Source organism: Labrys wisconsinensis, assembly GCF_030814995.1.
Classification (GTDB): Bacteria; Pseudomonadota; Alphaproteobacteria; order Rhizobiales; family Labraceae; genus Labrys; species Labrys wisconsinensis.
On record NZ_JAUSVX010000013.1, the window covers coordinates 36,973 to 62,849 of the forward strand.

At 69.8% G+C, this 25,877-nt stretch carries 22 protein-coding genes; 14 read left to right on the forward strand and 8 right to left on the reverse strand.

Features of this window, described 5'->3' with window-relative positions:
• Positions 1-191: 191 nt before the first annotated feature.
• Positions 192-1,562, reverse strand: coding sequence for an RtcB family protein (locus tag QO011_RS28265; protein WP_307279771.1), 1,371 nt, complete (start codon positions 1,560-1,562; stop codon positions 192-194).
• A gap of 184 nt (positions 1,563-1,746) precedes the next feature.
• Here QO011_RS28265 and QO011_RS28270 point away from each other — a divergent pair, with 184 nt between their 5' ends.
• On the forward strand, positions 1,747-2,523 hold the full coding sequence (locus QO011_RS28270) for an N-acyl homoserine lactonase family protein (RefSeq protein WP_307279773.1): 777 nt from the start codon (positions 1,747-1,749) through the stop codon (positions 2,521-2,523).
• A 6-nt stretch (positions 2,524-2,529) separates the two neighbouring features.
• Here the strand turns inward: QO011_RS28270 and QO011_RS28275 are convergent, their stop codons facing one another.
• The 3 genes from QO011_RS28275 to QO011_RS28285 all read right to left on the reverse strand — a co-directional run bounded on the left by QO011_RS28275 (position 2,530) and on the right by QO011_RS28285 (position 5,633).
• A complete protein-coding gene (locus QO011_RS28275; protein WP_307279774.1) occupies positions 2,530-3,339 on the reverse strand; it encodes a phosphodiesterase in 810 nt (269 codons plus the stop codon).
• Positions 3,340-3,344: 5 nt separating this feature from the next.
• The gene (locus QO011_RS28280; protein WP_307279776.1) at positions 3,345-4,514 is read right to left on the reverse strand and encodes an alanine racemase; all 1,170 of its coding nucleotides are present in this window, start codon (positions 4,512-4,514) and stop codon (positions 3,345-3,347) included.
• Positions 4,515-4,715: 201 nt separating this feature from the next.
• Positions 4,716-5,633, reverse strand: coding sequence for a LysR family transcriptional regulator (locus QO011_RS28285; RefSeq protein WP_307279778.1), 918 nt, complete (start codon positions 5,631-5,633; stop codon positions 4,716-4,718).
• A 200-nt stretch (positions 5,634-5,833) separates the two neighbouring features.
• Between QO011_RS28285 and QO011_RS28290 the strand changes: the two genes are divergently transcribed.
• From QO011_RS28290 to QO011_RS28305, 4 genes are all read left to right on the forward strand, one after another.
• Positions 5,834-7,009, forward strand: coding sequence for an ABC transporter ATP-binding protein (locus tag QO011_RS28290; RefSeq protein ID WP_307279781.1), 1,176 nt, complete (start codon positions 5,834-5,836; stop codon positions 7,007-7,009).
• A 207-nt stretch (positions 7,010-7,216) separates the two neighbouring features.
• Positions 7,217-8,470: an extracellular solute-binding protein gene (locus tag QO011_RS28295; protein ID WP_307279783.1), complete on the forward strand. Its 1,254-nt coding sequence runs from the start codon at positions 7,217-7,219 to the stop codon at positions 8,468-8,470.
• A 52-nt stretch (positions 8,471-8,522) separates the two neighbouring features.
• Positions 8,523-9,812: a M24 family metallopeptidase gene (locus tag QO011_RS28300; RefSeq protein ID WP_307279786.1), complete on the forward strand. Its 1,290-nt coding sequence runs from the start codon at positions 8,523-8,525 to the stop codon at positions 9,810-9,812.
• A gap of 89 nt (positions 9,813-9,901) precedes the next feature.
• Positions 9,902-10,774 (forward strand): phosphonopyruvate hydrolase, encoded by an 873-nt coding sequence (locus tag QO011_RS28305; RefSeq protein ID WP_307279788.1) that lies wholly within the window; start codon positions 9,902-9,904, stop codon positions 10,772-10,774.
• A 51-nt stretch (positions 10,775-10,825) separates the two neighbouring features.
• On the opposite strand, the gene QO011_RS28310 is transcribed toward QO011_RS28305, so the two are convergent.
• Entirely contained in the window at positions 10,826-11,962 is a 1,137-nt protein-coding gene (locus QO011_RS28310; protein WP_307279791.1) for an alpha-D-ribose 1-methylphosphonate 5-triphosphate diphosphatase, read from the reverse strand.
• Positions 11,959-12,831, reverse strand: coding sequence for a DeoR/GlpR family DNA-binding transcription regulator (locus tag QO011_RS28315; protein WP_307279794.1), 873 nt, complete (start codon positions 12,829-12,831; stop codon positions 11,959-11,961). Before QO011_RS28315 ends, QO011_RS28310 begins: the two co-directional genes overlap by 4 nt.
• 304 nt (positions 12,832-13,135) lie before the next feature.
• Between QO011_RS28315 and QO011_RS28320 the strand changes: the two genes are divergently transcribed.
• From QO011_RS28320 to QO011_RS28345, 6 genes are all read left to right on the forward strand, one after another.
• Positions 13,136-14,704 (forward strand): ABC transporter substrate-binding protein, encoded by a 1,569-nt coding sequence (locus tag QO011_RS28320; RefSeq protein ID WP_307279797.1) that lies wholly within the window; start codon positions 13,136-13,138, stop codon positions 14,702-14,704.
• Positions 14,705-15,023: 319 nt separating this feature from the next.
• Positions 15,024-15,998, forward strand: coding sequence for an ABC transporter ATP-binding protein (locus QO011_RS28325; protein WP_307280321.1), 975 nt, complete (start codon positions 15,024-15,026; stop codon positions 15,996-15,998).
• The gene (locus tag QO011_RS28330) at positions 15,995-16,984 is read left to right on the forward strand and encodes an ABC transporter ATP-binding protein (protein WP_307279801.1); all 990 of its coding nucleotides are present in this window, start codon (positions 15,995-15,997) and stop codon (positions 16,982-16,984) included. Before QO011_RS28325 ends, QO011_RS28330 begins: the two co-directional genes overlap by 4 nt.
• The gene (locus QO011_RS28335; protein ID WP_307279804.1) at positions 16,984-17,916 is read left to right on the forward strand and encodes an ABC transporter permease; all 933 of its coding nucleotides are present in this window, start codon (positions 16,984-16,986) and stop codon (positions 17,914-17,916) included. The genes QO011_RS28330 and QO011_RS28335 overlap by 1 nt, the downstream gene beginning before the upstream one ends.
• Before the next feature lies 1 nt (position 17,917).
• Positions 17,918-18,790 carry an ABC transporter permease gene (locus tag QO011_RS28340; RefSeq protein WP_370882023.1) on the forward strand — a complete coding sequence of 291 codons (873 nt, stop codon included), beginning with the start codon at positions 17,918-17,920 and terminating at the stop codon, positions 18,788-18,790.
• Positions 18,791-18,798: 8 nt separating this feature from the next.
• A complete protein-coding gene (locus QO011_RS28345; protein WP_307279807.1) occupies positions 18,799-20,241 on the forward strand; it encodes an alkaline phosphatase family protein in 1,443 nt (480 codons plus the stop codon).
• A 37-nt stretch (positions 20,242-20,278) separates the two neighbouring features.
• Here QO011_RS28345 and QO011_RS28350 read toward each other — a convergent pair whose 3' ends face one another.
• On the reverse strand, positions 20,279-21,052 hold the full coding sequence (locus QO011_RS28350) for a DeoR/GlpR family DNA-binding transcription regulator (protein ID WP_307279810.1): 774 nt from the start codon (positions 21,050-21,052) through the stop codon (positions 20,279-20,281).
• A gap of 144 nt (positions 21,053-21,196) precedes the next feature.
• Here QO011_RS28350 and QO011_RS28355 point away from each other — a divergent pair, with 144 nt between their 5' ends.
• The 3 genes from QO011_RS28355 to QO011_RS28365 are packed head-to-tail and all read left to right on the forward strand — an operon-like array spanning position 21,197 to position 24,842.
• A complete protein-coding gene (locus QO011_RS28355) occupies positions 21,197-22,756 on the forward strand; it encodes an ABC transporter substrate-binding protein (RefSeq protein ID WP_307279813.1) in 1,560 nt (519 codons plus the stop codon).
• Complete coding sequence (locus tag QO011_RS28360; RefSeq protein WP_307279815.1) at positions 22,756-23,619, forward strand: metallophosphoesterase family protein; 864 nt, start codon at positions 22,756-22,758, stop codon at positions 23,617-23,619. Before QO011_RS28355 ends, QO011_RS28360 begins: the two co-directional genes overlap by 1 nt.
• Positions 23,616-24,842 carry a methylaspartate ammonia-lyase gene (locus tag QO011_RS28365; RefSeq protein ID WP_307279817.1) on the forward strand — a complete coding sequence of 409 codons (1,227 nt, stop codon included), beginning with the start codon at positions 23,616-23,618 and terminating at the stop codon, positions 24,840-24,842. The genes QO011_RS28360 and QO011_RS28365 overlap by 4 nt, the downstream gene beginning before the upstream one ends.
• 365 nt (positions 24,843-25,207) lie before the next feature.
• Here QO011_RS28365 and QO011_RS28370 read toward each other — a convergent pair whose 3' ends face one another.
• Complete coding sequence (locus tag QO011_RS28370; protein WP_307279819.1) at positions 25,208-25,849, reverse strand: hypothetical protein; 642 nt, start codon at positions 25,847-25,849, stop codon at positions 25,208-25,210.
• Between the last annotated feature and the right edge of the window lie 28 nt (positions 25,850-25,877).

Genomic DNA, 25,877 nt, shown 5'->3' on the forward strand with positions numbered 1-25,877 from the left:
CATTGGGATGCCTGGTCGGCACATAGGATGCGCACCCGAAAGCCGGAGCAACGCGCTAGGCCGCCGTCGCCCAGATCCGATCGCCTTCTGGTCACAGAGCACGTCATACTGCTCCGGGCAGGCCCGGCATGTCGGCACCAGCCGATAGCCGTCGATCGTCAGCTCCTCCACCTGGCCCGTGTCGAAACTCATCATCCCCTCCCCTTCCGGCGCCAGGGCGCGTCCTGCTCCCAGTCGCCGGCCATGATCGAGCCGTAGGGGTCGACATGGTCGGTCACCTCGGCCAGGTCGTATGCGGCGATCTGGGCCTGGACTGCCGCAGCGCTCTTGTAGGCGCTCGGCAGCTCGGAATGGTCCGGGATGCCGCAGAAGCTGCGGATATCGAGACCGCGCCCCGCGAGCCCCGCCAGCTCCCCCGCCAGCGAACCCGCGTTCTGGCGGGAATGCTGCGCGCGGCTGAGGTTGCGCCCGGCCCCGTGCGGCGCGAAGCCGAGCGCATCCCGGCGATCCCTATGGGCGGCGATCAGGATCGGCTCGGCCATGTTCATCGGGATCAGCGTGCGGCCGTCGTCGTCGGGCGAAAAGCCCCTCCAGGAAGGCGTGGCGCCCTTGCCGTGGTAGTAGAGCCCGTCGTCGCGTCGGAAGACGAAGTTGTGCTCGTTCCAGAAGCGGTCGGCGATCCGGTTGCCGAGCCTGCGGGCGGCGAGGTCGTGAATGGCGAAATGGCTGTCGCGCGTCCACAGGCGCACGAGCTGCAGCGCGTCCCAATAGGCCCTGCCCTCCTCGCTCGAGGCCTGGAGCCAGGCATTGTGCGCGGGCACCCGGGGCGCGACGATCGCGGTGTGCCGCTTCGCCGCCGCCATGCCCTTCTTGTAGAGCTGGGCGCCGAGGCCGCGCGAGCCGTGATGGGTGACGAGCACGGGGCTGCCGGTCGAGCGCAGGTGGCCGACATAGGCGAAATGGTTGCCGTCGCCCTGCGTGCCGAAATGATGCACCGCAAAGCCGGCGAGGTCGCGCAGGAAGGAATTGTCGCGCATGCGCTCGAGATGGGCCGGCGGCGCGAGCGGGGTCTCCCGCCCGCCCGGACCGAAATGCGTCACGGCCTGAACCGCGTCCAGGATCGCCTTCGGGTCGTCCCGGCGGTTGAACACCGAGATCGCCATCGAGCAGCAGATGTCGGCGGAATGGAAGCCGGGATGGATCGCGTCCTCGCAGGCGACCGCGCCGCCGACGGGAATCGTGCCCGGCGCCGAGCCCGAAGGGCAGGCGTCGGGCATCACCGCGCCGGCGACGATGGTCGGCACGCGCATCAGGGCGTCCATATGCGCGGTCACGGCCGCCAGGTTCTCGCGTTCGAGCTCGGTCTGCGGGTCGAGGAAGACGCCGTAGGACAGAGCATTGGTGCGCAGCAGGGTCTCGACGGGCGCCAGGCGCTGGGCCAGCTCGAACAGCCCCTGCTCGTCCATGCCGCCGGCCCGGGCCGCGTTGAGCGCCTCGATCGCCGGCTTGAACCACTTGCCCGGCTTGAAGCCCCAGGCGATCAGCGTGTTGCCGTCGATCATGTGCCGCCTCACATCCGTCCCCGCTCAGTGATAGCGCGACCGGAGGCAGGCGCCAGGCGCAATCGCACACGGCGGCCGTCGCCATTTGCTGCCGGCCGGCGACTCGGCCACCATGCCGGCGAGTCGACGGCTGCGTCCGCGGCTCGGCCGATCCCCCCAACGCATCATCCTTCGCGAGGTCACGATGACGGGTCACGCCAAGCGGCTCTGGGCGCTCAACGGGCCGACGCTGACGGATCCGCGCCACGTCCTCGTCGTCGGCGAGACCGGCACGGTGACGATCCCGGTTCCCGTGTTCCTGATCGAGCACGAGCGCGGGCTGGTCCTCATCGACACCGGGCTCGTGCCCGCGGCCGCCGTCGATGCCCGCGCGGTCTATGGGGCGCTGGCCGACAAGTGCCGGATCGACTTCAAGCCCGAGCAGGCCGTCGACCGCCAGCTCGCCCTCATCGGCTACGACGTGACCGACGTCACCCATGTCGTCATGTCCCATGCCCATTGGGACCATACGGGGGGCATGTATCTCTTCCCGCACGCCCGGTTCGTCATCGGCGAGGGCGAGCTGCAATACGCCTATTGGCCGATGCCGGCCGCGCCGCTGTTCCGCCGGGAGGACCTCGAGCCGACGCGTGGCTTCGACTGGCGCTTCTTCACCGGCGACTACGACCTGTTCGGCGACGGCAGCATCGTCATCCTGCACATGCCCGGCCATACGCCCGGCAACAGCAGCGTCCTGGTGCGCCTTCCGAGCCGCACCTTCCTGCTCGCCATCGACACCGCGCACCTGCGGTCGGGCTATGTGGGCGAGCGGCCGATGCCGTCCGACTGGAACACGCTGCTCTCGGTGCAGTCGATCCGCCGGCTGAAGCAGCTCGAAGAAAGCCTGCAGGCGACGCTGTGGATCTCGCACGATCCGGACGATTGGGCCTCGTTCCGGCACGCGCCGGACTTCTACGAGTGAGGCGGCTCAGGCGGGGCCCGGCTCGCGCAGCGAGCGGCCGCTATAGGCGATGCAGGGATAGGGCTCGAGACTGTCCTGGAAATGCAGGACGCTCTCGCCCCCGTCGAGGAGAAGGACGCCGATCTGGGCCGGGCCGCCCCGATAGTTGGGCTTGGCGGGGAGAAGCTCGAAGTCGTTCTGATAGGCGATGCCGTGCAGGGTCGACCAGGCCAGGCCGTTCCAGCACCCCGATGCCGCCCGGTGCGTATGGCCGGCGAAGACGTGGCGGACGGTGCCGGCGTCCGTCATCGCGCGGACGAGCGCCTCGGGCGCTTCGAGCCCGGCATGATCAATGAAGAACCCGGTCCTGAACGGCGGATGATGCATGAAGACATAGACCGGCTTCCGGCCCGCCTCGCGCAACGTCCGCCGGAACCAGGACAATCGGCGCGCGCAATATTCGCCGGCTTCGGAACCGGGCTTGTGGGTGTCGAGGAAGACGAGGACGCAGGCGTCCGTTTCGATCGTGCTCTGCACGAAGCCGTGCTCGTCGCAGGGCAGGTCCGGCTGCACCGTGCGGAAGATCGCCCGGTCGTCGTGATTGCCGAGGAGGCAGCGGACCGGCATCCGCAACGGCCTCAGGCCGTCGAGAAAGGTGCGGTAGGCGGCCTCGCTCGGGACGTCGACATTGTCGCCCATCACGACGCACAGGTCGGCATCGCCGGCGATCGCGTTGATGCGGGCGACGCAGGTGTCGAGCCGTCCGGCGGAATCGATGCCGCGCACGCGCTCGCCCCGCACCCTGACGTGCGGATCGCCGATCAGGACGACCTTCATGGCGATCACCGCTCGATGAACAGGAGAGGGGTTCGTCCCCGCATCATCAGCAGCACGTCGTTCATCGACGAGCCTTGCCAGCCGGCAAGATCGGCGAGCGTGATCGCGAGCCCTCCATCCGCGCCGAGAATGGTGACCTCGTCGCCCACCGCCGGATACGGCACGTCCGAAAGATCGAGCACGGCCTGCTCGGACGAGACCGACAGGACCGGCGCCTTGACGCCCTTGACGAGGGCGAAGGCGGATCGGCCCGGCGCCGCGACGGGATGGCCGTCCGCGCGGCCGAAGGGGACGACGCCGGTCGGGCCGGTGACGAGATCGGCATAGCGCAGGGCCGTGCCGGGCGTCCGGTCGGCAGCGTCCGCCGACAGGTGGATGATGCGGGTGCGCACGGCGGACAGCACGGGACGGAGCCCGGACACGTCGGCCATGGCGAGGGGAAGCGAGGTCTTGCCGAAGAGGAGGCTGCCGGGGGCGACCGCGTTGCAGCCGTCCTCGATGCCGTACAGGATTCCGGAGCTGGAACGCGCCTGCGTGACCGGGATATCCAGGCCCCTCGCGCGCAGCCTCCCGACGAGATCGCCGAAGCGCCGCGTGCGCTCCCGGGCAAAGGCGGCCCCTTCGGCGTCGGCGAAGGGCAGATGGGTGTAGAGGCCCTCGATGACGATGTTGGGCATGCGTGCGATCGACAGGATCGTGTCCTCCGCCGTGCGGATCGGGAGGCCGAGCCGGCCCCGGCCGGAATCGACCTTGACATAGACCCGGGTCGGCCCGGTCGCGGCGGACGAGACGGCCTCGGCCAATTCGAGCTGATGCACGGTCGGGATGAGGCCGAGCCGGAGGAGCGCCGGAATGCCCGCGGGCAAGGTGCTGCCGAAAATGACCAGGTCGGGCCGGTCCAGGCCGGCGCGGCGAAGCATCCCGGCGTCCGCGCAGGAGCCGCAGAAGATCGTCCGGGCGCCGAGCTCGACGAGCCGCTGCGATAGTTCGACGAGACCGTGGCCGAAGGCCGCGCTCTTCACGCAGGGGATGATCCTGACATCGGGACCCACCATCGCCCGGATCACCCCGAAATTGTGATCGAGCGCCCGGAGGTCGATCTCCATCCAGTTCGGACGCGTCGGATCGATCGACCGCCTGTCGGGAATGACCCGCTCGTCCATGGCATCGTTCATCGCGCTTCCCTGCCTGTGAGGTCCATGGCGCCTGCCGGACATGCCGGCGAAGGCACCGGTCTCGCGGCAATCGCAGCCGCCGCCTTCGCTCGCCTCAGAGATATCCTAGTTGTCTATGTTTGAGGGTGTCAAGCCGATCGCGGACGATCGCCCGGCCGCCATCGTCGGCTCAGGAGCGTCGAACCCGGCCGCAGGTCCCGATCAGGCTTCGGCCCCGGCGGACTCCAGCGCCGTCACCTTCCGGCACAGCCTCGAAAGCCATCGGCAGAAGGCCCGGGCGAGGTCCGGATTGTGGCTGCGGTCGACGGCATAGGCCCGGTACTGCATGCCGCTGGGAGCCCGCGAGCCCGGCAGGACTTCCAGAAGCCCCTTGCCGATCAGATCGGCGACGACGATCTGCGGCGTCACCAGCAGGGCCTGCCCGGTCGTGACCGCCGGCAGCGCGAGATAGTGATGGTCGTAGCGCGCGCCGGAGATGATGTCCGCGGTCTTCATGTCCATCCCGCGCAGCCAGGCCGGCAGGATGTCGGGCCGGGAGGTGACGGCGAGGACCGGCGTGGTGCGCAGGGCCTCGAGCCCGCGCCCGGCGACGCAGTCCGGCGCCCCGACGCAGACGAGCTGCTCGTCATAGATGTCCCAGCGATCCGCCGGCTCGGTCAGCACCAGGTCGCGCGTCACCAGCACGTCGAAACTGTCGGTCGAGACCGGCGCCGAGAGCGCGCTGATGACGTCGACGACCACCCCGCCCATCTCCTGGGAAAAATCCCGCAGGTTGGGGATGAGCAGCGTATAGGCGAAGGTCGACAGCGACGTGCGCACCACCAGGCGGCTCGTCCCGGCCCGGTCGTTTCGACGCATCCGCTTGGCGGTGAACAGGATCGATTCCAACGGCTCGGTGACGGCGTCGGCGAACAGGCGCCCGAAATCGGTCAGCACGCTCTGGCGCCCGCGCCGCTCGATCAGCTTGGTTCCGAAATAGGCTTCGAGGACGGCAAGGTGGCGGCTGATCGAGCTCTGGGTGATGCCCAGGCTTCGCGACGCCCGCGTCACGCCGCCGTCCCGGGCGATCTGGACGAAAGCGCGCACGGCATTGAGCGGCAGGTCGCCATTGTCCGGCATGGATCGCCCTCCCCCGCGCTGCGCTCGGTCAATCCGGAATCATCGCATTCATATCGAGTTATGCGATGGTTGCGACGGATTTGTAATTGATCGGTCGCAAAGATCGCCGATACATCCCGTCATACTAAAATCTGCGTGAACGCAAACCTTTCATCGTCGATCACGGGGCGGTCTCAGAGTCGCCGATAGAGGACCATGCCATGGCGACGATTTCCATCCAAGGAATACAAAAGTCGTTCGGCGCGACGACCGTGCTTCGCGATGTCTCTCTGGAAATCGCCGACGGCGAATTTCTGACGTTGCTTGGCCCCTCCGGCTGCGGAAAGTCGACCTTGCTTCGAATTCTCGCCGGGCTGGAGATCCAGACCGGCGGCACGGTGTCGATCGGCGAGCGCAGCGTGGACGGGTTGCGGCCGAAGCGGCGCGACGTCGCCATGGTGTTCCAGTCCTATGCCCTCTACCCGCACATGACGGTCGCCGCCAACATGGCGCTGCCGCTGCGCATGCGGCGCCTGTCCTCCTGGCAAAGGCTTCCCCTGGTCGGCCGGCTGCTGCCCGGCACGCGCCGGGCGGCGGCGGAGATCGAGGCGGACGTCGTGCGCACCGCCCGGGCGCTCGACATCGGCCATCTCTTGGCCCGCAAGCCCGGGCAGCTCTCCGGCGGCCAGCGCCAGCGCGTCGCGGTGGGCCGGGCCATGGTGCGCAGCCCCGCGGTGTTCCTGATGGACGAGCCTTTGTCCAACCTCGACGCCAAGCTGCGCGTCCAGATGCGCGCCGAGATCAAGGAGCTGCACCGGCGCCTCGGCGTGACCTTCGTCTACGTCACGCACGACCAGTCGGAAGCGATGACGATGTCGGACCGCGTCGCGGTCATGCTGGACGGCGATCTGCTGCAGGTGGCGCCGCCGCAGGAGATCTACGCCGATCCGAACGACCGGCGCGTGGCGGAGTTCGTCGGCTCGCCGCGGATCAACATGCTGGCCGGGACGGTGCGCGACAAGGGCACCGTCGATGCGGCCGGCACGGCATTCGCCGTCGACGCCGATGCCCCGCCCGGAACGGCCGTGAGCCTGGGCATCCGCCCGGAGGCGTTCCGTCCGGCGGATGCGGGCGGCCCGAACACGCTGACCGGCTCGGTCCGGCTGATCGAGCACATGGGCTCGGACCTTTTCGTCCATCTCGACGTGCCGGGGTGCGAGGCCCCGGTCATCGCCCGCCTGCTGGCCGAGCGGGCGCCGCACATCGAGGTGGGGCAGGTCCTGCATCTCGGCCTTCAGCCGGAGCGTGTCCTCGTCTTCGCCGCGGACGGCCGGCGCCTGCTCCCGAACGGCGCTCATCGCGCCACGGTCGTCAGGATCCGGGGGACCGGGCGATGACCGGCACGGCATCGACGGCGCCGCTATCCGGCCCGCGCCCCTGCAGGCCGTGATCCTGCCCGTGCCCGGCCCGGTCTTCGTGCCCGTCGCGCCGGGGACCTTCATCGCCTTCCCGGGCGCCCGGCACCGGTTCGTCGAAGGCCTGACGGGCGGCGCAGCGAAACAGGCCCTTCTTTAAGACCGTTTCAGACCCGAGGGAATCGATCCATGCCCAGGCTGTTCAGCGTCACCGCGGCGATGTTCCTATCTCTGCTCGGCCCCGCCCTCTGCGCGGCCGACGCCGGGGCTGCCGACCTCGATGTCCTCTACTCGGCGTCCAACCTGATCAATCCGGTGCAACGGGCGTTCAAGCAGCGCTTCGAGAGCACCCATGCCGGCGCCCGGGTCAGCCTCGAGCCCACGCTCGAATACAACGACACGCTCGCCATCGCGCTCCGGCAATCCCTGATCGGCGCGGGCCACGACGTCGGCTATTACGGCGTCTCCGACCTCTGCCTCCTGGCGGAGCGCGGCATCGCCAAGCCGATCGACGCGCTGATCGAGAGCGACCCGCAATGGCGCACGCTCGGCATTCCCGAGAAGCGGCTCGGCGTCACCCGCTGCAACGGCGCCACCTACGGCATCCCCTTCAGCGCGTCCTTCATGGTCGTTCTGTTCAACAAGACGCTGGTCGCGCAGGCCGGCGGCGATCCCGCCAGGTTTCCCAGGACCTGGCCGGACATCCTGGATCTGGCCAGGAAGATCAAGGCCAGGAGCGGCGGGATCGCCATGAACTACGAAGGCTCCTCGAGCTGGAGCTTCATGACCCTGGTGCTGAGCCGCGGCGGCAGCATCCTGAGCGCGGACGGCAAGGACATCGCGTTCGACTCCAAGGAAGGTCTGGAGGCGCTGCAGATCCTGGCGGGTGCGGGGGCCGCGCGAGACCACGCCGATCTGACGAAATCCCAGGCGCGCCAGGCCTTCGTCTCGGGCGCCCTGGGCATCCTCGTCGATTCGTCGAGCGGCATCGCCGAGTACAAGAAGAACATCAACGGCGTCTTCGAGATGGGCATCGTGCCCTATCCGGTTGCGCCGACCGGCGGGATTCCGGCGTCGGGCATGGCGAGCGTCCTGCAGGCCTCCTCTCCCGAGAAGCAGAAGCTGGCGTGGGACTACATGAAGGACTCCGCCTCTCCCGACGGGCAGACGGTCCTCGGCAAGATGACCGGCTTCCTGCCGTTCAACGAGATCGCCATCCAGGCGCCGGACAAGCTGGGCGACTACTACGCGCAGAATCCGGAAATCAGGGTCGCCGCCGAGAGCCTCGACAATGCGGTGGCCTGGCCGAGCTTTCCCGGCCCCAACGGCCTGAAGATCCATCAGATCATCATGGGCTACATGCAGAAGGTCTACAACGGCGCCATGGCGCCGGATGCCGCCCTTGCCGGCATGGCCCGGGACACGAGGGCGCTGCTGAGATGAGGCGGCCTCGCTCACCCCTCCCCGTCCGAGCGACCGCCGGAAGGAGCCGATCATGAACGGTGGCAGCCATGCGGGCGCGGGACACGCACCGCGGCAGGACGGCCTCGCCTCCTCGTCGGTCGGGGATATCCATCCGCCCTCGCGGCCGGGCCGATATGACTTGGACATCGAGCGCCTGCATCGCTACCGCGTGGCGCGGCTGCACGGCGAGATGGACAAGCGCGCCTGCGACGCGCTGCTGCTCTTCGATCCCGTCAACATCCGCTATGCGACGGGCGCCCGCAACATGCAGATCTGGACCATGCGGCACCCCGCCCGCTATTGCCTCGTCCTCCGATCGGGGACGATCGTCCTGTTCGAGATCGGCGGCCGGGCCCACCATGCCGCCGGCCTGCCCCTGATCGACGAGGTGCGCGTCGCCCGGCCGTGGTTCTACTACTATGCCGGCCCCGGCGCCCCGGACCACGTCCGGGAGTTCGCCGGCGAGATTGCCGATCTCACCGGGTTCCCCCGAACGAGCCTCGCCAAGCCGCGCCTCTATGTCGATCGGTGCGACCGGCAGGGGATGCGGGCGCTGGAGGATCAGGGGCTGATCGTGCTCGACGAAGCCCAGGAGCTGATGGAGCAGGCCCGGTCGATCAAGTCGGAAGACGAGATCTCGGCCATACGCATGGCGATCGACGTCTGCGAGACCGGCATCGCGCGGATGAAGGCCGAGCTCCGCCCGGGCATCACGGAGCTCCATCTGTGGTCGAAGCTGCACCAGGCCAATATCGAGCTCGGCGGCGAATATATCGAGACGCGTCTGCTCACCTCCGGGCCGCGCACCAATCCCTGGCACCAGGAAGCGAGCCAGAAGGAGATCCGGGCCGGCGAGCTCGTCAGCTTCGACTGCGACCTGATCGGACCGCTGGGCTACGGAGCGGACCTGTCGCGCGCCTTCGTCTGCGCGGACCGGCCCTCGCCGGTGCAGAAGGGCCTGTATCGGCTGGCCTATGATCAGATCGCCTTCAACACCGCGCTGCTGCGCGTCGGCACGTCGTTCGCCGAGATCATCGAGAAGGCGCGATACCTGCCGCAGGACTATCGGCAATGGCACCGTGTCGCCCATGGAAACGGCATGAGCACCGGGGAATTCCCGGCCATCGGACGGCGCCCCGGCTATGCCGAAGGCTCGATCCATCAGGGCCGGATCGAAGAAGGCATGGTGTTGTGCGTCGGCACCTTTGCCGGGCGCCGCGACGGCGGAGAAGGCGTCAAGCTGGAGCACCAGCTCGTCATTCGGGCCAACGGCCCGGAGCTCCTGTCTTCGTCGCTCGACGATCCCGACTTCTGCACCTGATCATCGCCGAGATCGGCAGATACCGGGCGCAGGACGCGCTGCGAGCGCCGCATCTTCCGTATCCGTCGAACGTTGCGAAGGACAACAGAATGGGCCAAGGCAGGACACTCAAGGACGGGTTGGCCGAGCGCGGCCTGCTCCACGTCATGGCGGCGCATTCGCCGCTGTCGGCGCGGCTGGCGGAGGAGGCCGGATTCGACGGGGTCTGGGCCTCGGGCTTCGAGCTCTCGGCGCTCTACGGCCTGCCCGATGTCAGCCTGATCTCGATGACCCAGCATCTCGACATGGTGCGCGCCATCGCCTCCCAGTCGGCGCTGCCGATCGTCGCCGACATCGACACCGGCTTCGGCAACGCCCTCAACGTCATCCATGCCGTCGAGCACTACGAGCGCGCCGGCGCCGCCGCCGTCGTCATCGAGGACAAGACCTTTCCGAAGGTCACCAGCCTCGTGGCCGGCGGGCGCCAGGAGCTGCTGCGCATCGAGGAGTTCCAGGGCAAGATCGAGGCGGCGGTGGCGACCCGCCGCGACCGGGACTTCCTCGTCATCGCCCGCACCGAGGCGCTGATCGCCGGGCGCGGCCAGGAGGAGGCCCTGACGCGGGCGGCGGCCTATGCGGCGGCCGGCGCCGACATGATCCTCGTCCATTCCAAGCAGAGGACACCCGACGAGATCGAGCGCTTCGTGCGCGCCTGGACCGGCGCGGCGCCGCTCGTCATCGTGCCGACCGCCTATCCCGACATGAACGAGGCGCGCATCCGGGCGCTCGGCGGGATCGCCATGGTGATCTACGGCAATCACGCCCTGCGAGCTTCGGTGACGGCGATGCAGGACGTGTTCGCCCGCATCCGCCGGGACGGCGGCATCCACCATGTCGACCGCGACATCGTGCCGGTCGAGGAGATCTTCCGGCTGCAGGGGATGGACCGGGTGAAGGACGACGAGGCGCGCTTCCTGCGCTGAGCGATCCGCCCGGACAGGCCGGTGAAGGCCTCGCCGGGCATGGGGCTGCCGTCACAGAAGCCGGCGCCCGGCGATCCAGATGGCGCGGATCGTCGGCACGCCGCCGACCAGCCGCACGCGCAGGAGGTCGGCCCTGAGGCCCGGCGCGATCCGGCCGCGGTCGCCGAAGCCCAGAACATCGGCCGGATTGGCGGAGACCATCGCGATCGTCTGGGGAAGATCGAGCCCCAGGGCGGTGAGCTTGAAGGCGGCGTCGAGCAGGCTGCCCGGCACATAGTCCGACGTCAGGACGTCGAGCAGGCCCCGCTCGGCCAGCTCGATGGCGCTGACATTGCCGGAATGGGAGCCACCGAGGACGACGTTCGGCGCGCCCATGACGATGGTCATGCCGAGCTCGCGCGCCCGCCGGGCGGCGGCGGCCGTGGTCGGGAATTCGCTGATGCCGACGCCGTTGGCATGCGACTCCTCGACATCGGCCACGGTCGTGTCGTCATGGCTGGCGATCGGGATGTTGCGGCCGTTGTAGATCTCGCCGAGGCGGGCGCGGCTCGGCGGCACGAGCTGGCGCTGATTGGCCTGCCGCTCGGCGAGATAGAGCCCGAACTCCTCGTCGCTCCACACCCGGGCGCTCTTCTTGCGGCGGAACTCGCGGAAGAGCGCCAGGTCGTGCCATTGGCGCTGTCCGGGCGTGTGGTCCATCAGGCTCACGAGCCTGACCTGATCGTTGTCGACGTGGCGATCGAGGATCGGCATCAGCCCGGGATCGGACAATTCGCAGCGGAAATGCAGGTAGTGGTCGGCGCGGAGCAGGCCGGCGGACCGGGCCTGGGTCAGGGCCCCGATCACCCCATCGAGCATGGCGGTCCGGGCGCCGGCGCTGTCGTAGTCGCCGAGCGAGAGGGCGTCGAGCACGGTGGTGACGCCGGCGCCGAGGACTTGCCAGTCATGCGCGAGCACCGCCGAAAGCATGGACGGCCATCGCACCGCCGGGCGCGGATGGGCGTGATGCTCCACATTGTCGGTGTGGAGATCGACCAGGCCGGGAATGAGGAAATCGCCTTCGCAATCGATGGTGTCGCGGTCCGCGCCCGCGACGGCCTCGGCGAACAGGCCGTCGCGGATGGCCAGGCTATCCTCGACGACGGCGTCGGTGCGCACGATGCGGGCATTGGCGAGCAAAAGGGTCATCGGCTTGCGGTGCTCTCGGAATCGGTTCCATCTGCGGTGCTGTTTTCGCTCTGCCGGGGTAACAGAACGGTGACATTCGCCCGATCGAGCGCCGCCGCCAGGTCCCGGGGCGGCGGCGCGTCGGTCGCGAGGACGTCGATCGCGTCGAGCGGCAGCACGACGTGGGCGTCGCGCCGGCCGAACTTGGCGCTGTCCGCGACGACGGCGATCCGGTGGGACCGGTCGCACAAGGTCCGGACCAGCACGTTGTGGCCCATCGTCGGCCCGAGGACGCCGTGGGTCGCGCTCACCGCGCTCGCGCCGAAGACGTAGAGATCGAACAGCCGATGCTCGAGGCTCTTCAACAGCTCGAAGCCGCCGACCGTGCGGGTCTGCGGGTTGACCACGCCGCCGAGCAGGGTCACGGCACACCGGCCGGACGCGGCCGTCACCATCGCGATGTCGATCATGTTCGTGGTGATCGTCAGCGTCCTCTCGCTGCGGGCGAGCTCTTCGGCGACCATCAGCATGGTCGAGCTCGCGCCGAGATAGACGCTCATCTCGTCCTCGAACAGCGCCAGCGCCGCCCTGGCGGCGCGCTGCTTGGCCTCGCGGTCGACGGCGAGGCGTTCGACCACCGGGCGCCGGGCGGTGAGATCGAAGGTGCGCTTGGGCGCGGCGCCGCCATGCACCCGGCGCAGACGGCCGGCGTCCTCGAGGCTGCGGATGTCGCGCCGGATGGTCTCCTGCGAGACGCCGAACCGGTCGGCGAAGTCGCCGACGGAGACGATCTCGCCGCGGTTGATCAGCTCCAGGATGACGCGCTGGCGCTCCGCGCCGATGACGGGTCCGCCCCGGCCCGCCGCTGAGCCCCCGTTCCGGCCGGCCATGGCCCTCCCTTTCCCGTTCGGCGCGATGGGAATCGCCGATCTCGCGGCGGCTAGCTACGGCGGCGATTGCGACATCAATGTGAAAGTCTGAGAGAATTTGTTTCTTCTTGATGCTGGTTGTGACCGTCTTGGCGCCGACACAAACCCTGCACAGCTTCGGCAACCCATACTGGCTCATTTCGTCTCAGGGTTGCCGGAAGTTACAACAAAAACCATCAATATAGAACTCAAACCCTCAAGAACGGTCACATGCGTTTCATGCGCAGCCTCTACCAGTTCCGGCACAGGGGTAGAGGAGACGGACATGGCGGACTTTTCCGTGACGAGGCGACAGGCGGTCATCGGCGGCCTGGCCGGCGGCCTGCTCGGCGCCGCCGGCGTGAGAGCTGCGCCCGCCAGGGAATCGCAGCGCCTCACCGTCGCCATGTCCGGCTTCCCGCCGGCGGTGGAGCCCGCCCTGTTCAACCACACGGCCACCCGGCGGGTGGTGCCGCAGATGTTCGACACGCTGATCGCCTTCGATCAGACCGCTGGCATGGGGCTGCGTCCGGCGCTGGCGGAACGCTGGCAGCGGCTGGACGATCGCTCGCTGCGCCTGTTTTTGCGCCGCGGCGTGACCTTCCATGACGGCAGCCCGTTCACGGCTGAGGATGTCGCCTTCTCGCTCGGGCCCGATCACGTGCTCGGACCGAAGCGGTCCGGCCAGGCGACGGCGATCCAGACCCTCGACACCATCGACCGGGCCGAGATCGTCGACGACCATACCGTCGTGGTGCACGCCAAGGCCAACGATGCGCTGCTGGAGCAGCGTCTCGCCTCGTGGGGGGCGGAGATCGTCGGCAGCCGCGCCTTCCAGGCCGCCGGCTCCTGGGACAAATGGACGGCCGCGCCGGTCGGAACCGGGCCCTATCGCATCGTCGGCCAGCGGCTCGACATCGACGTCACCCTCGCCGCCCATGACGGCTATTGGGGCGGCCGCCCCGCTTTCCGCAGCATCGAATACCGCATCGTTCCCGAGCTCGCCTCGCGCATCAACGCGCTGGTGACCGGCGAGGTCGACCTCATCACCGACCTGCCGCCGGACCAGTTCGCCGACATCGCCGGCCGGCCGGGGCTGGAGGTGGTGGGCGGCGCGGTGCAGAACATCCGCTCTCTCGGCATCGACCAGACAGCGCCCGTGTTCAGGGATCCGCGCCTGCGCCGGGCCCTGAGCCTGGCGCTCGATCGCAAGCTCTTCGTCGACGCGCTCTGGGATGGCCGCGTCCCGGTCCCCAACGGCTTCCAGCTGCCGAGCTTCGGCGCCGGCTATATCGAGGACTACCCGGCGCTCGCCTATGATCCGGAGCTCGCCCGCCAGCTCGTGCGCGAAAGCGGCTATGGCGGCGAGCCGATCACCTACCGGCTGCTCAACAACTATTACACCAACCAGGTCTCCGGGGCCCAGACGATGCTCGAGATGTGGCGGTCCGTCGGCCTCGACGTCAGGATCGAGATGGTGGAGAACTGGACGCAGATCTACCGCAAGCCGGTGAATGCGATCTACGACAATTCCTGCACGGCGATCTTTCCCGATCATCTCGGGCAGGCCTGGCGGGTGTTCGGGCCGAACGGCGAGATGCCCAGGCAGAACGGCATCTGGAAGAACGACGAATATTTCGGGCTGGGCACGCGCCTCAAGGAGAGCACGGACGTGGCGGAGCGCCGCCGCATCCTGCGCCGGATGCTCGAGATCATCGATCGCGACGATCCGCCCTGCGTCATCCTGCACGTTTCGGGACAGTTCTACGGCAAGCGCCGCGACCTGCCCTGGGTGCCGGGGCAGACGCTCGATCTGAATTTCGGGCCGTCCAACCAGGCCTTCGCCCAGAACTGACCATCGACTGCATTGGGACGAGGCGGCCTTTGCCCTGGCCGCCGGAACAGCGGCTGCCGTGATGCCCCATTCGACGCCTCGCCACAACATGCCGGCGCGCACGGTCCCGGCCGGCAGCGCCGCGCCGCCGCTCCCACCAGAGGCCGCTCCGCGGCCTCCCGCACCAGAGGCCACTCCGCGGCCTCCCGCACCAGAGGCCACTCCGCGGCCTCCCGCACCAGAGGCCGCTCCGCGGCCTCCCGCACCAGAGGCCGCTCCGCGGCCTCCCGCACCAGAGGCCGCTCCGCGGCCTCCCGCACCAGAGGCCGCTCCGCGGCCTCTGGTGGAGATCGCCGATCTCTCCGTCGCCTTCGACGGCGTGACCGTCCTGCACGGGATCGACCTGACGGTGGCGCGGCGCGAGACGCTCGGCCTGGTCGGCGAATCCGGCTGCGGCAAGTCGGTGACCTGGCTCGCCGCGCTCGGGCTGCTGCCCCGCAGCGCCGGGGTCACCGGCAGCGTCCGCCTCGACGGCCGGGAGCTGATCGGCGCGCCGGCGGCGGACCTCGACCGCGTCCGCGGCGGGCGCATCGCCATGATCTTCCAGGACCCGGCGAGCTCGCTCAATCCGGTCATCCCCATCGGCCGCCAGGTCGGCGAGGCCCTCGCGCTGCACCGCGGCCTGTCCGGCGGCGCGGTCCGCGCCGAGGCCAGGCGGCTGTTCGATCTCGTCGGCATTCCCGATGCGGCCCGCCGTCTCCACGCCTTTCCGCACGAGCTCTCCGGGGGCCAGAACCAGCGGGCGATGATCGCCATGGCGCTGGCCGGCCAGCCGGACCTGCTGGTCGCCGACGAGCCGACGACCGCGCTCGACGCCACGATCCAGGCGCAGATCCTCGATCTCATGGCCTCGATCCGCCGCGAGACCGGCATGGCGATCGTGCTGATCAGCCATGACCTCGGCATCATCTCCGAGACCTGCGAACGCGTCCTGGTGATGTATGGCGGCCGCATCGTCGAGGCGGCGACCGCCGAAGCGCTGTTCGCCGCGCCGCTGCATCCCTATACGCGCGGCCTGCTCGCCGCCCTGCCACCCCTGGAGGGCGCGCGCCGTCGCCTGGAGCCGATCGAAGGCCAGGTGCCGGGTCCGCTGGACATGCCGCCCGGCTGCGCCTTCGCGCCGCGCTGCCCGCACCGTCTCGGCGTGTGCGAGGCCTCGGTGCCGCGGCTGGCCGAAATCGCGCCGGGGCGCCTCGCCGCCTGCGTCCTGTCGGAGAGCCGCATGACGATGCCGGCCAAGGCGGCGACGGCATGACCGAGGTCCTGCTCGAGCTGCGCGACGTCTCGCGGCGCTATGCGATGCGGCAGGGGATATTCGGCCGCACCGCGTCCGTCGGCGCCGTGGACGGGGTATCTCTCTCGGTCGAGCGCGGCCTGACGCTCGGCCTCGTCGGCGAATCCGGCTCGGGCAAGTCGACCACCGGCCGCCTCGCCCTCGGTCTCGAACGGCCCGACGGCGGCGACGTCCTGTTCCGCGGCGCGCCGTTGCCGACGGCGGGAAGCGCGCGCTGGCGGCGGCTGCGCGCCGACATGCAGATGATCTACCAGGATCCTCTCGGCGCGCTCGACCGCCGGCTTTCCATTCTCGAGCAGGTCCGCGAGCCCCTGGACGTGCATCGGATCGGCGACGCGCGGGGACGGGAGGCGAAGGCGCTGGCGGTGCTGGACGCGGTGCGCCTCGGCGCCGACCACGGCCGCCGCTATCCCCACGAGCTGTCCGGCGGCCAGCGCCAGCGTGCCGTCCTCGCGCGCGCCCTGGTCACGGATCCCGATCTCCTGGTGTGCGACGAGCCGGTCTCGGCGCTCGACGTGTCGATCCAGGCCCAGGTGGTCAACCTGCTGCTCGACATCCAGCAGGCGGCCGGCCTCGGCCTCCTCTTCATCAGCCACGATCTCCGGGTGGTCCGCCATGTCAGCCACCGCCTGGCGGTGATGTATCTCGGCCGCATCGTCGAGGCCGGCGAGACCGACCGCGTGCTGTCCGCCCCGGCCCATCCCTACACGGAAGCGCTGGTCTCGGCCGCTCCCGTCCCCGGGCGCCGGGCGCGGCGCATCATCCTGGACGGCGATCCGCCGAATCCGGCGGCGCGGCCCCCGGGCTGCGCCTTCCATCCGCGCTGCCGCGCCGTTCGCGAGCGCTGCAGGGTGGAGAGCCCGGCCCTGCTGGCGCTGGCGGACGGGCGCCTCGCCGCCTGTCACGTGGCCCATGAGCAGGCCGGCTTGCGGAAGGCGGCCGGCTGATGGTGCGCTTCCTGCTCATCCGTCTCGGGCGCGCCCTGCTGACCATCGCGCTCGTCGTCACCTTCGCCTTCGTGGTGTTGCGGCTGTCGGGCGATCCTGCCCTCATCATCATGAGCAACGAAGCCCCGCCGGAGGCGATCGCGGCCTTCCGCAAGGCCTGGGGCCTCGATGACCCGATCTGGCTGCAATACATCCATTATTTCGGCGCCATCGCCCAGGGCGAGCTCGGCCGCTCGATGCGCGACGGCCGCCCGGCCCTGGAGATCGTGCTGGAACGCGTGCCGGCGACGCTGGCGCTGACCGTGCCGGCGCTGATCCTCAAGATCGGCATCGGCGTGCCGGCGGGCATCCTGGCGGCGCTGCGCCGGGGCAGCACCGTCGACCGCCTGGTGATGATGGCCGCGGTCGCCGGCTTCGCCGTGCCGAGCTTCGTGCTCGGCCTCGTGCTCGTCCTGGTCTTTTCCGTGCAGCTCGGCTGGCTTCCCTCCGGCGGGCAGGAGAGCTGGATCCATGCCCTGCTGCCGGTCGTCACGCTGGGCATCGGCGGCGCGGCCGTGCTGGCCCGCTTCACGCGCAGCGCCATGCTCGAAGTGCTCGGGCAGCCCTATATCCGCACCGCCAGCGCCAAGGGCGTGCCCTGGCCGGCGGTCGTGCGCGGCCACGCGCTGCCGAATGCGGCGATCCCCACCGTCACCATCATCGGCTTCATGGTCGGCAACCTGATCGCCGGCGCCGTGGTGGTCGAGAGCGTGTTCTCCTGGCCCGGCGTCGGGCGGCTGCTCGTCGTCTCGGTCGCGAGCCGCGACCTGGCGGTGGTGCAATGCATCCTGCTGCTCGTCGCCTTCACCATGGTGATCTCGAACCTGGCGGTCGACCTGCTCTACGGCGCGCTCGACCCGCGCCTGCGCGGCGGCGCCGCCGGAGCCCATTGACATGGCCGGGATCGAGGCCGCGCCCGCCGCAACGCCCGCGCCGGACAGGCGTGCGCGACGCCGCCGGACCATGCCGGCCCTGGTCCGGCTCGGGCTCGGCTGGATCGCGCTGGTGATCGCCGTGGCGCTGCTCGCGGACGTCGTCGCGCCATACGGCTTCACCACGCCCGACCTGCGCAACCGGCTCGCCGCGCCCTTGCACCTGCCGCACCTCATCGGCACCGACGAGCTCGGCCGCGACGTGCTCTCGCGCCTGATCGTCTCGATCCGCGTCTCGCTGCTGGTCGCCTTCGGCGCAACGCTGCTTTCCGCGGGCTTCGGCACGACCATGGGCTTCCTCGCCGCGCATTTCCGCGGCCGGGTCGAGCAAGTCGTGCTGATGCTGGCGGATTTCCAGGCGGCGATGCCGTTCCTGATCCTGGCGCTGGCCGTGCTCGCCTTCTTCGGCAACACGCTGACGCTCTTCGTCGGGCTGATGGGGCTCTACGGCTGGGAGCGCTATGCCCGCATCGCCCGGGGCCTCGCCGTCGCGGCGGGGGCGCAGGGCTATGCCGGCGCCGTCCGGCAGATCGGTGCGGGTCCGCTCCGCGTCTACATCAGGCACATCCTGCCGAACATCGCCTCGACCCTGATCGTCTCGATGACCCTGACCTTCCCCGAGATCATCCTGATGGAGAGCGGCCTGTCCTTCCTCGGCCTCGGCGTGCAGCCGCCGATGACGAGCCTCGGCAACATGGTCGGCTATGGCCGCGACTATCTCACGCGCGCCCCCTGGATCATGCTCGCGCCCGCCACCACCATCGTCGTGACCACGCTCGCCGTCAGCATCGTCGGCGACTGGCTGCGCGACCGCCTCGACCCCACCCTGCAGTGAGCCCAGCCATGGCCGAAGCCGGCGCCGATCGCATCGTCATCTGTGTCTTCGACGGCCTCCGGCCCGATTTCGTCACCCCGGAGCGGATGCCGCATCTTGCCCGTTTCGCCGCCGGCGCGAGCTGGTTCCGCGAGGCGCGCGGCGTGTTCCCCTCGGTGACGCGCCCGTCGACCGCCTCCATCGCCACGGGCGCGCCGCCGGCCGTGCACGGCATCGTCGGCAACAGCTTCCTGTTCCCGTCGGTGACCCGCGAGCGGGTGCTCGATCTCGGCCGCGCCGAGGATATCGCCCTCGCCGAACGGGCGACCGGCGGCCGGCTGGTCGATGCCGAGACCTTCGGCGACGTCCTGGCGCGGGCAGGCCGCCGGCTCGCGGTCGTTCACACCGGCTCGGCCGGCGCCACCCACTGCATCAATCCCCGCGCCCGCGCCAACGGGCACTGGACCTTCTCGGTGCTGGGACGCGACTCCTCCCCGACGCCGGAGGCCGTCGACGAGATCGTGGCGCGCTTCGGGCCGCTGCCGCCGCGCACCCTGCCCCGCTTCGAGGAGACCGACTACGCCGCGCGGGTCTTCACCGAGCATGTGCTGGCCGTGCGCCAGCCGGACGTAGCGCTGATCTGGTTCAACGAGCCCGACACCTCGTTCCATTACCGCTTCCTCGGCTCGCCGGAGACGCTTGCCGTGATCGCGGCGGCCGACGCCGCCTTCGGGCGCATCCTCGACTGGCTCGAGGCGCAGGCGGACGCAGACCGCACCACGGTGATCGCGATGTCCGACCACGGCCAGATCACCATGGGCGCGGAGCTGGCCTTGTCCGACATGCTGGAGGCCGCCGGACACCCCGGCGGCGCCAGCTTCGCCATGACCGGCGGCGACATGGGCGAGATCCGCATCCTGGAGGGCGGGACCGCGCGCCGGGACGCGATCGCGCATTGGCTGATGGCGCAGGATTTCACGGGCATGCTGTTCTCGCCCGGCCGCAACGAGGTCGAGGGCGTCATTCCCGGCACGTTCGCGCTCTCGCTGGTCGGCCTCGACCATGCGCGCGCGCCGGAGCTGGTCTATGTCCTGCGCTCCGACGACCGTCCCGACCGCTTCGGCAATCCCGGCATCGGCATCGTCACGGCCGGCGACGTGCCGGTCGGCGGCGGCATGCATGGCGGGCTCAATCGCCACGAGCTCAACACCGTCCTGATCGCGCGCGGCCCGGGCTTTGCCGCGGGTGTCCGGGACGGCCGCCCCTGCGGCATCGTCGACATCGCCCCCACCGTGCTCGACGCCTTCGGCCTGCCGGCCGCGGCGACCATGACCGGGCGCTCGCTGCTCGGGCCCGCACCGGAGCCGGCCTTGCCGCGCATCCACGAGACCGGCCAGGGCGGGTTCCGCCAGCAGCTCGCCGTCGCCGAGCGTCCGGGCTCGCGCATCCTGCTCCACGGCGGGCGCCTCTGAGACGCATCGCCGACGCCGGACCGGCGCGCTCGCGCCCTCATTCGCGCCGGCCGCGGGCGACGACCAGCTGCACCCCGGCGGCCGCGAGGCGCGCGGGAAAGGGCTCGGGCGGCGGCCGGTCGGTGACCAGCACGTCGATCTCGGCGAGGTCGCCCTGGCCGTAGCGGTCGCTTCGGCCGAATTTCGAATGATCGCTCAGCACCATCCGGCGCCGCGCCCGCCGGCGCAGGATCTCGGTGATGGCGGCATGGGCCGCCGTCGGTCCCATCACGCCGTGCTCGGCGTCGATCGCCGCCGCCCCGGTGATGGCGAGGTCGAAGAGCCGCCGCTCCAGGAACCGCAGCGCCTCCGGCCCGCCGACGGCATGGGTGTCCGCGTCCACCTCCCCGCCCGTCAGATGCACCTCGTGCACGCCCCGCCGCAGCGCGACGGCGATGTCGATCATGTTGGTCACGAAGGTCGTGCGCACCGGCAGGTCGGCGAGGCGGGCCGCCAGCGCCAGCATGGTCGATCCCGCCCCGAGGAAGACATGCGCGCCGGCCGGAACCAGCGGCAGCGCCGCCTCGGCGATGTCGGCCTTCGCGGCGCCGGCGCGGTCGATGCGCGAGCGCACCGGCGGCAGGGCGGGAGAGGGCAGCGCCACGGCGCCGCCATGGACGCGGCGCAGCAGCCGGCGCTGCTCCAGCGCGGTGAGGTCGCGCCGGGCGGTCTCCACCGAGATGCCGAGCTCCGCGGCAAGCCCGGCGACCTCGACTTCGCCGCCCCGGGCCAGCCGTTCGAGAATGCGCTGCCGTCTGGCCGGGGGCAGCATGCCGGGCCTCCCTGAGCATTTCCGCCTGCCTGGCCGCCGGCCGGGCGGCAAAGCGGTCATCAGACGGCACGATCAGTCACATTCTGTCATCCCGGGGTCAAGGGCTCTTCGTACCCCTCTGCCTGTCTGCCAGGGGAGGCCGCGATGCATCGCATCTCACGACGTACAGTCCTTGCCGCCGGTGCCGGGGCGGCGGTTCTCGCAGCCGCGCCGGCCGCCGGCGCCGATCCGCGCCGCATCGTCACCGTCGCGTCCCAGTCGCTGCCGCCGACGATGGAGCCGATGGACACGCCTGGCACGACCTCGGTCTGGTACCGGACCGAGTACAATGTCTTCGAGGGGCTGCTCGGGCTCGACTATCGCAACGCGATGGCGGTCCGCGGCGCCCTGGCGGAGCGCTGGTCGCGGGTCGACGGCCGCACCTGGGAGTTCGTGCTGCGCCAGGGCGTGGTCTTCCACGACGGGCGCGACCTGACGGCGGACGACGTGGTCTTCTCCCTCGGCGAGGAGCGGCTGCTGGGGCCGAATGCCCCCGGCCGGGCAGCGGCAACGGCCTTCCTGCCGACGCTTCAGCGGGCGGAGAAGATCGATGCCCGCACGGTCCGCCTGATCGCCAACACCGACGATCCGGTGTTCGACCGGCGCATCGCCGCCTGGGGCGGCCAGATCGTCAGCGCCGCCGCCTTCCGGGCCGCGCCGAGCTGGCAGGCCTGGGCCATGCGGCCGATCGGCACCGGCCCCTACCGGGTCGAAGAGATCCGGCGCGACTACGGCATCTCGCTCGCGGCGCACGACGCCTATTGGGGCGGACGGCCGGCCCTGGCCGGGGTGCGCTTCCGCGCCGTGCCGGAGATGGCCGGACGCATCGCCGGCCTCCTCGCCGGCGACTGGGATATCGCCACCGACATCGCGCCCGACCAGATCCCCGACATCGAGGGCCGGCCGGGCTTCAAGGTGGTCGAGGCGGGCTCGAACGTGACGCGCATGGTCGTGCTCGACGTCAGGCACAACCCGCAGCTCAAGGACGTCAAGCTCCGCCGCGCCCTCAGCCTCGCCGTCGACCGCAAGCTCCTCGTCGACTCGATCTGGCTCGGGCGGACCACAGTGCCGAACGGCTTCCAGTCCCCCAGCTACGGGCCGCTCTACGATCCGAAACGACCGGCCCCGGCCTTCGACCCCGACCAGGCCAGCCGGCTCGTCCGGGAATCGAGCTATCGCGGCGAGCCGATCGCCCTGCGCATGACCGGCACCTACTACCTCGCCGAGCGGCCGACGACGGAGGCGCTGGTGGAGATGTGGCGCACCGTCGGCATCAACGTGACCATCGAGATTGTCGAGAACTATGCCCAGTGGTACCGCCGCCCGGGCTCGGGCATGTACAATTATTCCTCCGTCACGCTCTATCCCGATCCGCTCGGCGGCATGATCCGCAATTTCGGTCCGACCGGCGCGGTGCAGACGACCGAGGAAAGCTGGTCCAACGAGGAGTTCAACGCCCTCGCCCGGGCCATGGCCGCCACCTCCGACGTTGCCGAGCGGCGGCGCATGCACACGCGCATGCTCGACATCCTGGAATGGGAGGATCCGCCGATGGTCCTGCTGTTCGAGCAGAACATGTTCTACGGCATCCGGTCCGATCTCGACTGGCGCCCCTATCCCGCGCATCAGATGGATTTCGGTCCCGGCAACATGAGGGCGTCGTGATGACGCGCTCCGTCCTCGCGCTGATCTCCGACCCGCATCTGTCCGGACGGCGCGCCTATGCCCAGCCGGCCTGGGACCATCTGCGCGGCACGCTGGCCGAGCTCGCGCCGGCCGCGGTGGTCCTCGCCGGCGACCTCGTGCTCGACGACTGCGACGACGCCGACGACCGCGCCTTCGCCGCCGAGGCGGTGCATGCGCTGGCACCGACCGTGCTCGCCGTGCCGGGCAACCACGATGTCGGCGACAATGTCGCCGAGCCATGGATGGAGCAAGCGGTCACATCAGCGCGGGTCGAGGCCTATCGCGCCGCGCATGGGCACGACCGGTTCGCGACCGATCTCGCCGGCTGGCGCATCATCGGGCTCAACGCCCAGCTGTTCGACACCGGCCTTCCCGGCGAGGGCGAGCAATGGTCCTGGCTCGAGGAGGCCGCGCGCGATGCCGGACGCCGGCCGATCGCCCTGGTGCTGCACAAGCCCTTCGCGATCTGGTCGCGATCCGAGGCGGACCAGCCCAATCTCGTCTGCCGGGCGGCGCGCTCACGGCTCGCGGCGGCCATCGGGCCAGCCCGGCTGCAGCTTGTCGTCTCCGGCCACCTCCATCACCATCGCACGCTCGTGCTGGACGGGACCACCCATGTCTGGCTGCCGAGCGCCACGATGATCGGGCGCGCCAGCCACGGGCTCGTGCCGTTCGCGCAGCGCGGCCCCGGCTATCTCGCCCTGGCCCTCGACGGAGAGGATGCGAGCTTCGCCCTGGTCGCGACGCCGCCGGAGCTCGCGGTCGATCCCGAACGGCTCGCCGAACGCTTCGGCGAAGCGCCGCGGACATGGCCGGAACGGCCGGCAGGGAGGGTCCCGTGAAGATCAGCGAGGTGCGCTTCGCCAAGGGCAGCGCCGGCCATTTCCACATCGATGCCGCGGCAATCCGGGCCGGCGCCGTGCCGGACGGCTTCGACTGGCGGGGCGCGGCGCTGACGCCGGGCTTCTCGCGCATCGTCGAGCCCGCCGAGAGCCTCTCGGTCCTGCTCGTGCTGGAGGACGGCCTGGTCGGCTTCGGGGATTGCGTCGACGTGGCCTATGCCGGCTCGGGCGGCCGCGAGCCGCCCTTCCTTCCCGACCGCGTGCTGCCGCGGCTCGGCGCCACCCTGCGCGAGCGTTTCATCGGCGCGGAGATTGCGGCGTGGCGGGCGCTGGCGACGGGCTTCGATGCCGCCGACGCCGACGGCGCCCGCTGGCCGGCCGCCGTCCGCTACGGCGTGGGCCAGGCGCTGCTGCATGCCGCGTCGCTGGCGCAGCGCCGGCCGATGGCCGGCCTGATCGCCGAAGCTTATGGCCTGGCGCCGCCGCGCGAAGCGCCGCCCCTGCTGGCCGCCGCCGGCCTGGACGACCGGGACACGCTGGACCGCCTGATCCTCAAGCGGGTGGAGGTGCTGCCGCACAGCTTCGTCACCGATCTCGACCGGCATCTCGGACCGGGCGGGGACGCGCTCGTCGGGCATGTCGGCCGCGTCGCCGCGCGCGTGGCGCAGCTCGGCGGCGAGGCCTATCGGCCGACCCTGCAGTTCGACATGAGCGGCCATCTCGGACGGCTGTTCCCTGCGCCGGACGGGCGGCTCGCCGACTTCCTCGAGCGCCTCGCCGACGCCGCCGCTCCCCTGGCGCTGCGGATCGAGTGTCCCTGGCTGGCGGCGAGCCGCGCCGCGCAGATCGAGATCTATGCCGAGCTGACCGCGACAATGCGCCGGCGCGGGCGTGCGCTGCGCATCGGCGCCGACGAATGGTGCAACACGCTCGACGACTTCGCGGCCTTCGCCGCGGCCGGCGCCGGCGACTATCTCCACGTCAAGATGCCGGATCTCGGCTGCATCACCAACAGCATGGCGGCCGTGTCGACCTGCCGCGACAGGGGCATGGAGGTCTTGCTGGGCGGCAGCGCCAACGAGACCGACCAGTCGGCCCGCGTCAGCGCCCATATCGGGCTGGCGTTCCGCCCCGAGGTCATGCTCGCCAAGCCCGGCCTGGGCGGGGACGAAGCGCTGACGATCATGCGCAACGAGATGGCAAGGGCGCTGGCGCTGGGGTGAGCGGGTTCGCGCCGCTGAGCAGGTTCTCCAGAACCTGCCTACACGTCAATAACCTGAGCAGCGTTGATTTTGCATGGAGAATGCAAAGTCAATTCGTGGCTTAAGCCACGAGAAGCTGGTTAGGCGTCGTCCACAAATAAGTGCTTCAGATGATATGGGCGCGATCCCCTCTCCCGGCTGGGAGAGGGGCAGGGGTGAGGGTCTGAACGCATCACCAACAAAATGCAGGCTCAAGCAACGGCAGGTAAAACGCTCCACTCTTTCTGGTAAAGCTCAGTCCCTCACCCCTGCCCCTCTCCCAGCCGGGAGAGGGGTTCCCCGCGCTACTTCGATTCAGTTATTCGCCAACGCTTCCTTAGGGCCGCTCATCCCTGGCTCCCATTGCTTGGAGCGTCGCCCGTTTCACCGTCCCATTCCAGGGAGGCACTCCATTCCCCACCTGCCGTCATCGCCACCTTGGGGCGTTCCTTCCAGCGGAGACCCTCTATCGCCGATTTCACCCTTCTCAGGGCCGTCGCGGCGACGGGCAGCTGGTCCGGCGGCCGCTCCGCCGCCTGTCTTGGCGTTGAAGCGCTATCGTTCAGCCGCTCACGCAGCGCACGATGTCGGCGACGGAGGCTTGCGTGTTGACGCCGCAGCCCTTCATGCTGCTCCACAAGATAGTCCAGGCGATCCATGGCGCGACTATCTGCAATATCATCGTAATATCCGAAAAATTGCCGGATAATGAATTGCCATGCTGCCGTGTTGCCGTGCCATGTTTCGGTATTATGCTCGATTATATAACCACGAGAGTTGCCGACAACCTGCGGCACATGTCCGATATCGGGATTTGTTATGAACAGAAACCGACATTCGGCATCAAAGTAACGCCCGACAACTCCTATGATCTCTTCGACATCACGCTCATGGATACGTAGATTGAGGCCTTCGATCTCGCGCGACAGTCCAGATAGATTATTCTGCGTATTTGAAATGATGAATACGATATTCTCAACCGAATGCAATAATTTTATTGTCTTTCTCAACAAATAT

Coding starts and splice junctions, on each gene's coding strand:
- QO011_RS28265 (WP_307279771.1), bottom strand. CDS start 1,562: ATGATCGACGGCAACACGCTGATCGCCTGGGGCTTCAAGCCGGGCAAG.
- QO011_RS28270 (WP_307279773.1), top strand. CDS start 1,747: ATGACGGGTCACGCCAAGCGGCTCTGGGCGCTCAACGGGCCGACGCTG.
- QO011_RS28275 (WP_307279774.1), bottom strand. CDS start 3,339: ATGAAGGTCGTCCTGATCGGCGATCCGCACGTCAGGGTGCGGGGCGAG.
- QO011_RS28280 (WP_307279776.1), bottom strand. CDS start 4,514: ATGAACGATGCCATGGACGAGCGGGTCATTCCCGACAGGCGGTCGATC.
- QO011_RS28285 (WP_307279778.1), bottom strand. CDS start 5,633: ATGCCGGACAATGGCGACCTGCCGCTCAATGCCGTGCGCGCTTTCGTC.
- QO011_RS28290 (WP_307279781.1), top strand. CDS start 5,834: ATGGCGACGATTTCCATCCAAGGAATACAAAAGTCGTTCGGCGCGACG.
- QO011_RS28295 (WP_307279783.1), top strand. CDS start 7,217: ATGCCCAGGCTGTTCAGCGTCACCGCGGCGATGTTCCTATCTCTGCTC.
- QO011_RS28300 (WP_307279786.1), top strand. CDS start 8,523: ATGAACGGTGGCAGCCATGCGGGCGCGGGACACGCACCGCGGCAGGAC.
- QO011_RS28305 (WP_307279788.1), top strand. CDS start 9,902: ATGGGCCAAGGCAGGACACTCAAGGACGGGTTGGCCGAGCGCGGCCTG.
- QO011_RS28310 (WP_307279791.1), bottom strand. CDS start 11,962: ATGACCCTTTTGCTCGCCAATGCCCGCATCGTGCGCACCGACGCCGTC.
- QO011_RS28315 (WP_307279794.1), bottom strand. CDS start 12,831: ATGGCCGGCCGGAACGGGGGCTCAGCGGCGGGCCGGGGCGGACCCGTC.
- QO011_RS28320 (WP_307279797.1), top strand. CDS start 13,136: ATGGCGGACTTTTCCGTGACGAGGCGACAGGCGGTCATCGGCGGCCTG.
- QO011_RS28330 (WP_307279801.1), top strand. CDS start 15,995: ATGACCGAGGTCCTGCTCGAGCTGCGCGACGTCTCGCGGCGCTATGCG.
- QO011_RS28335 (WP_307279804.1), top strand. CDS start 16,984: ATGGTGCGCTTCCTGCTCATCCGTCTCGGGCGCGCCCTGCTGACCATC.
- QO011_RS28340 (WP_370882023.1), top strand. CDS start 17,918: ATGGCCGGGATCGAGGCCGCGCCCGCCGCAACGCCCGCGCCGGACAGG.
- QO011_RS28345 (WP_307279807.1), top strand. CDS start 18,799: ATGGCCGAAGCCGGCGCCGATCGCATCGTCATCTGTGTCTTCGACGGC.
- QO011_RS28350 (WP_307279810.1), bottom strand. CDS start 21,052: ATGCTGCCCCCGGCCAGACGGCAGCGCATTCTCGAACGGCTGGCCCGG.
- QO011_RS28355 (WP_307279813.1), top strand. CDS start 21,197: ATGCATCGCATCTCACGACGTACAGTCCTTGCCGCCGGTGCCGGGGCG.
- QO011_RS28360 (WP_307279815.1), top strand. CDS start 22,756: ATGACGCGCTCCGTCCTCGCGCTGATCTCCGACCCGCATCTGTCCGGA.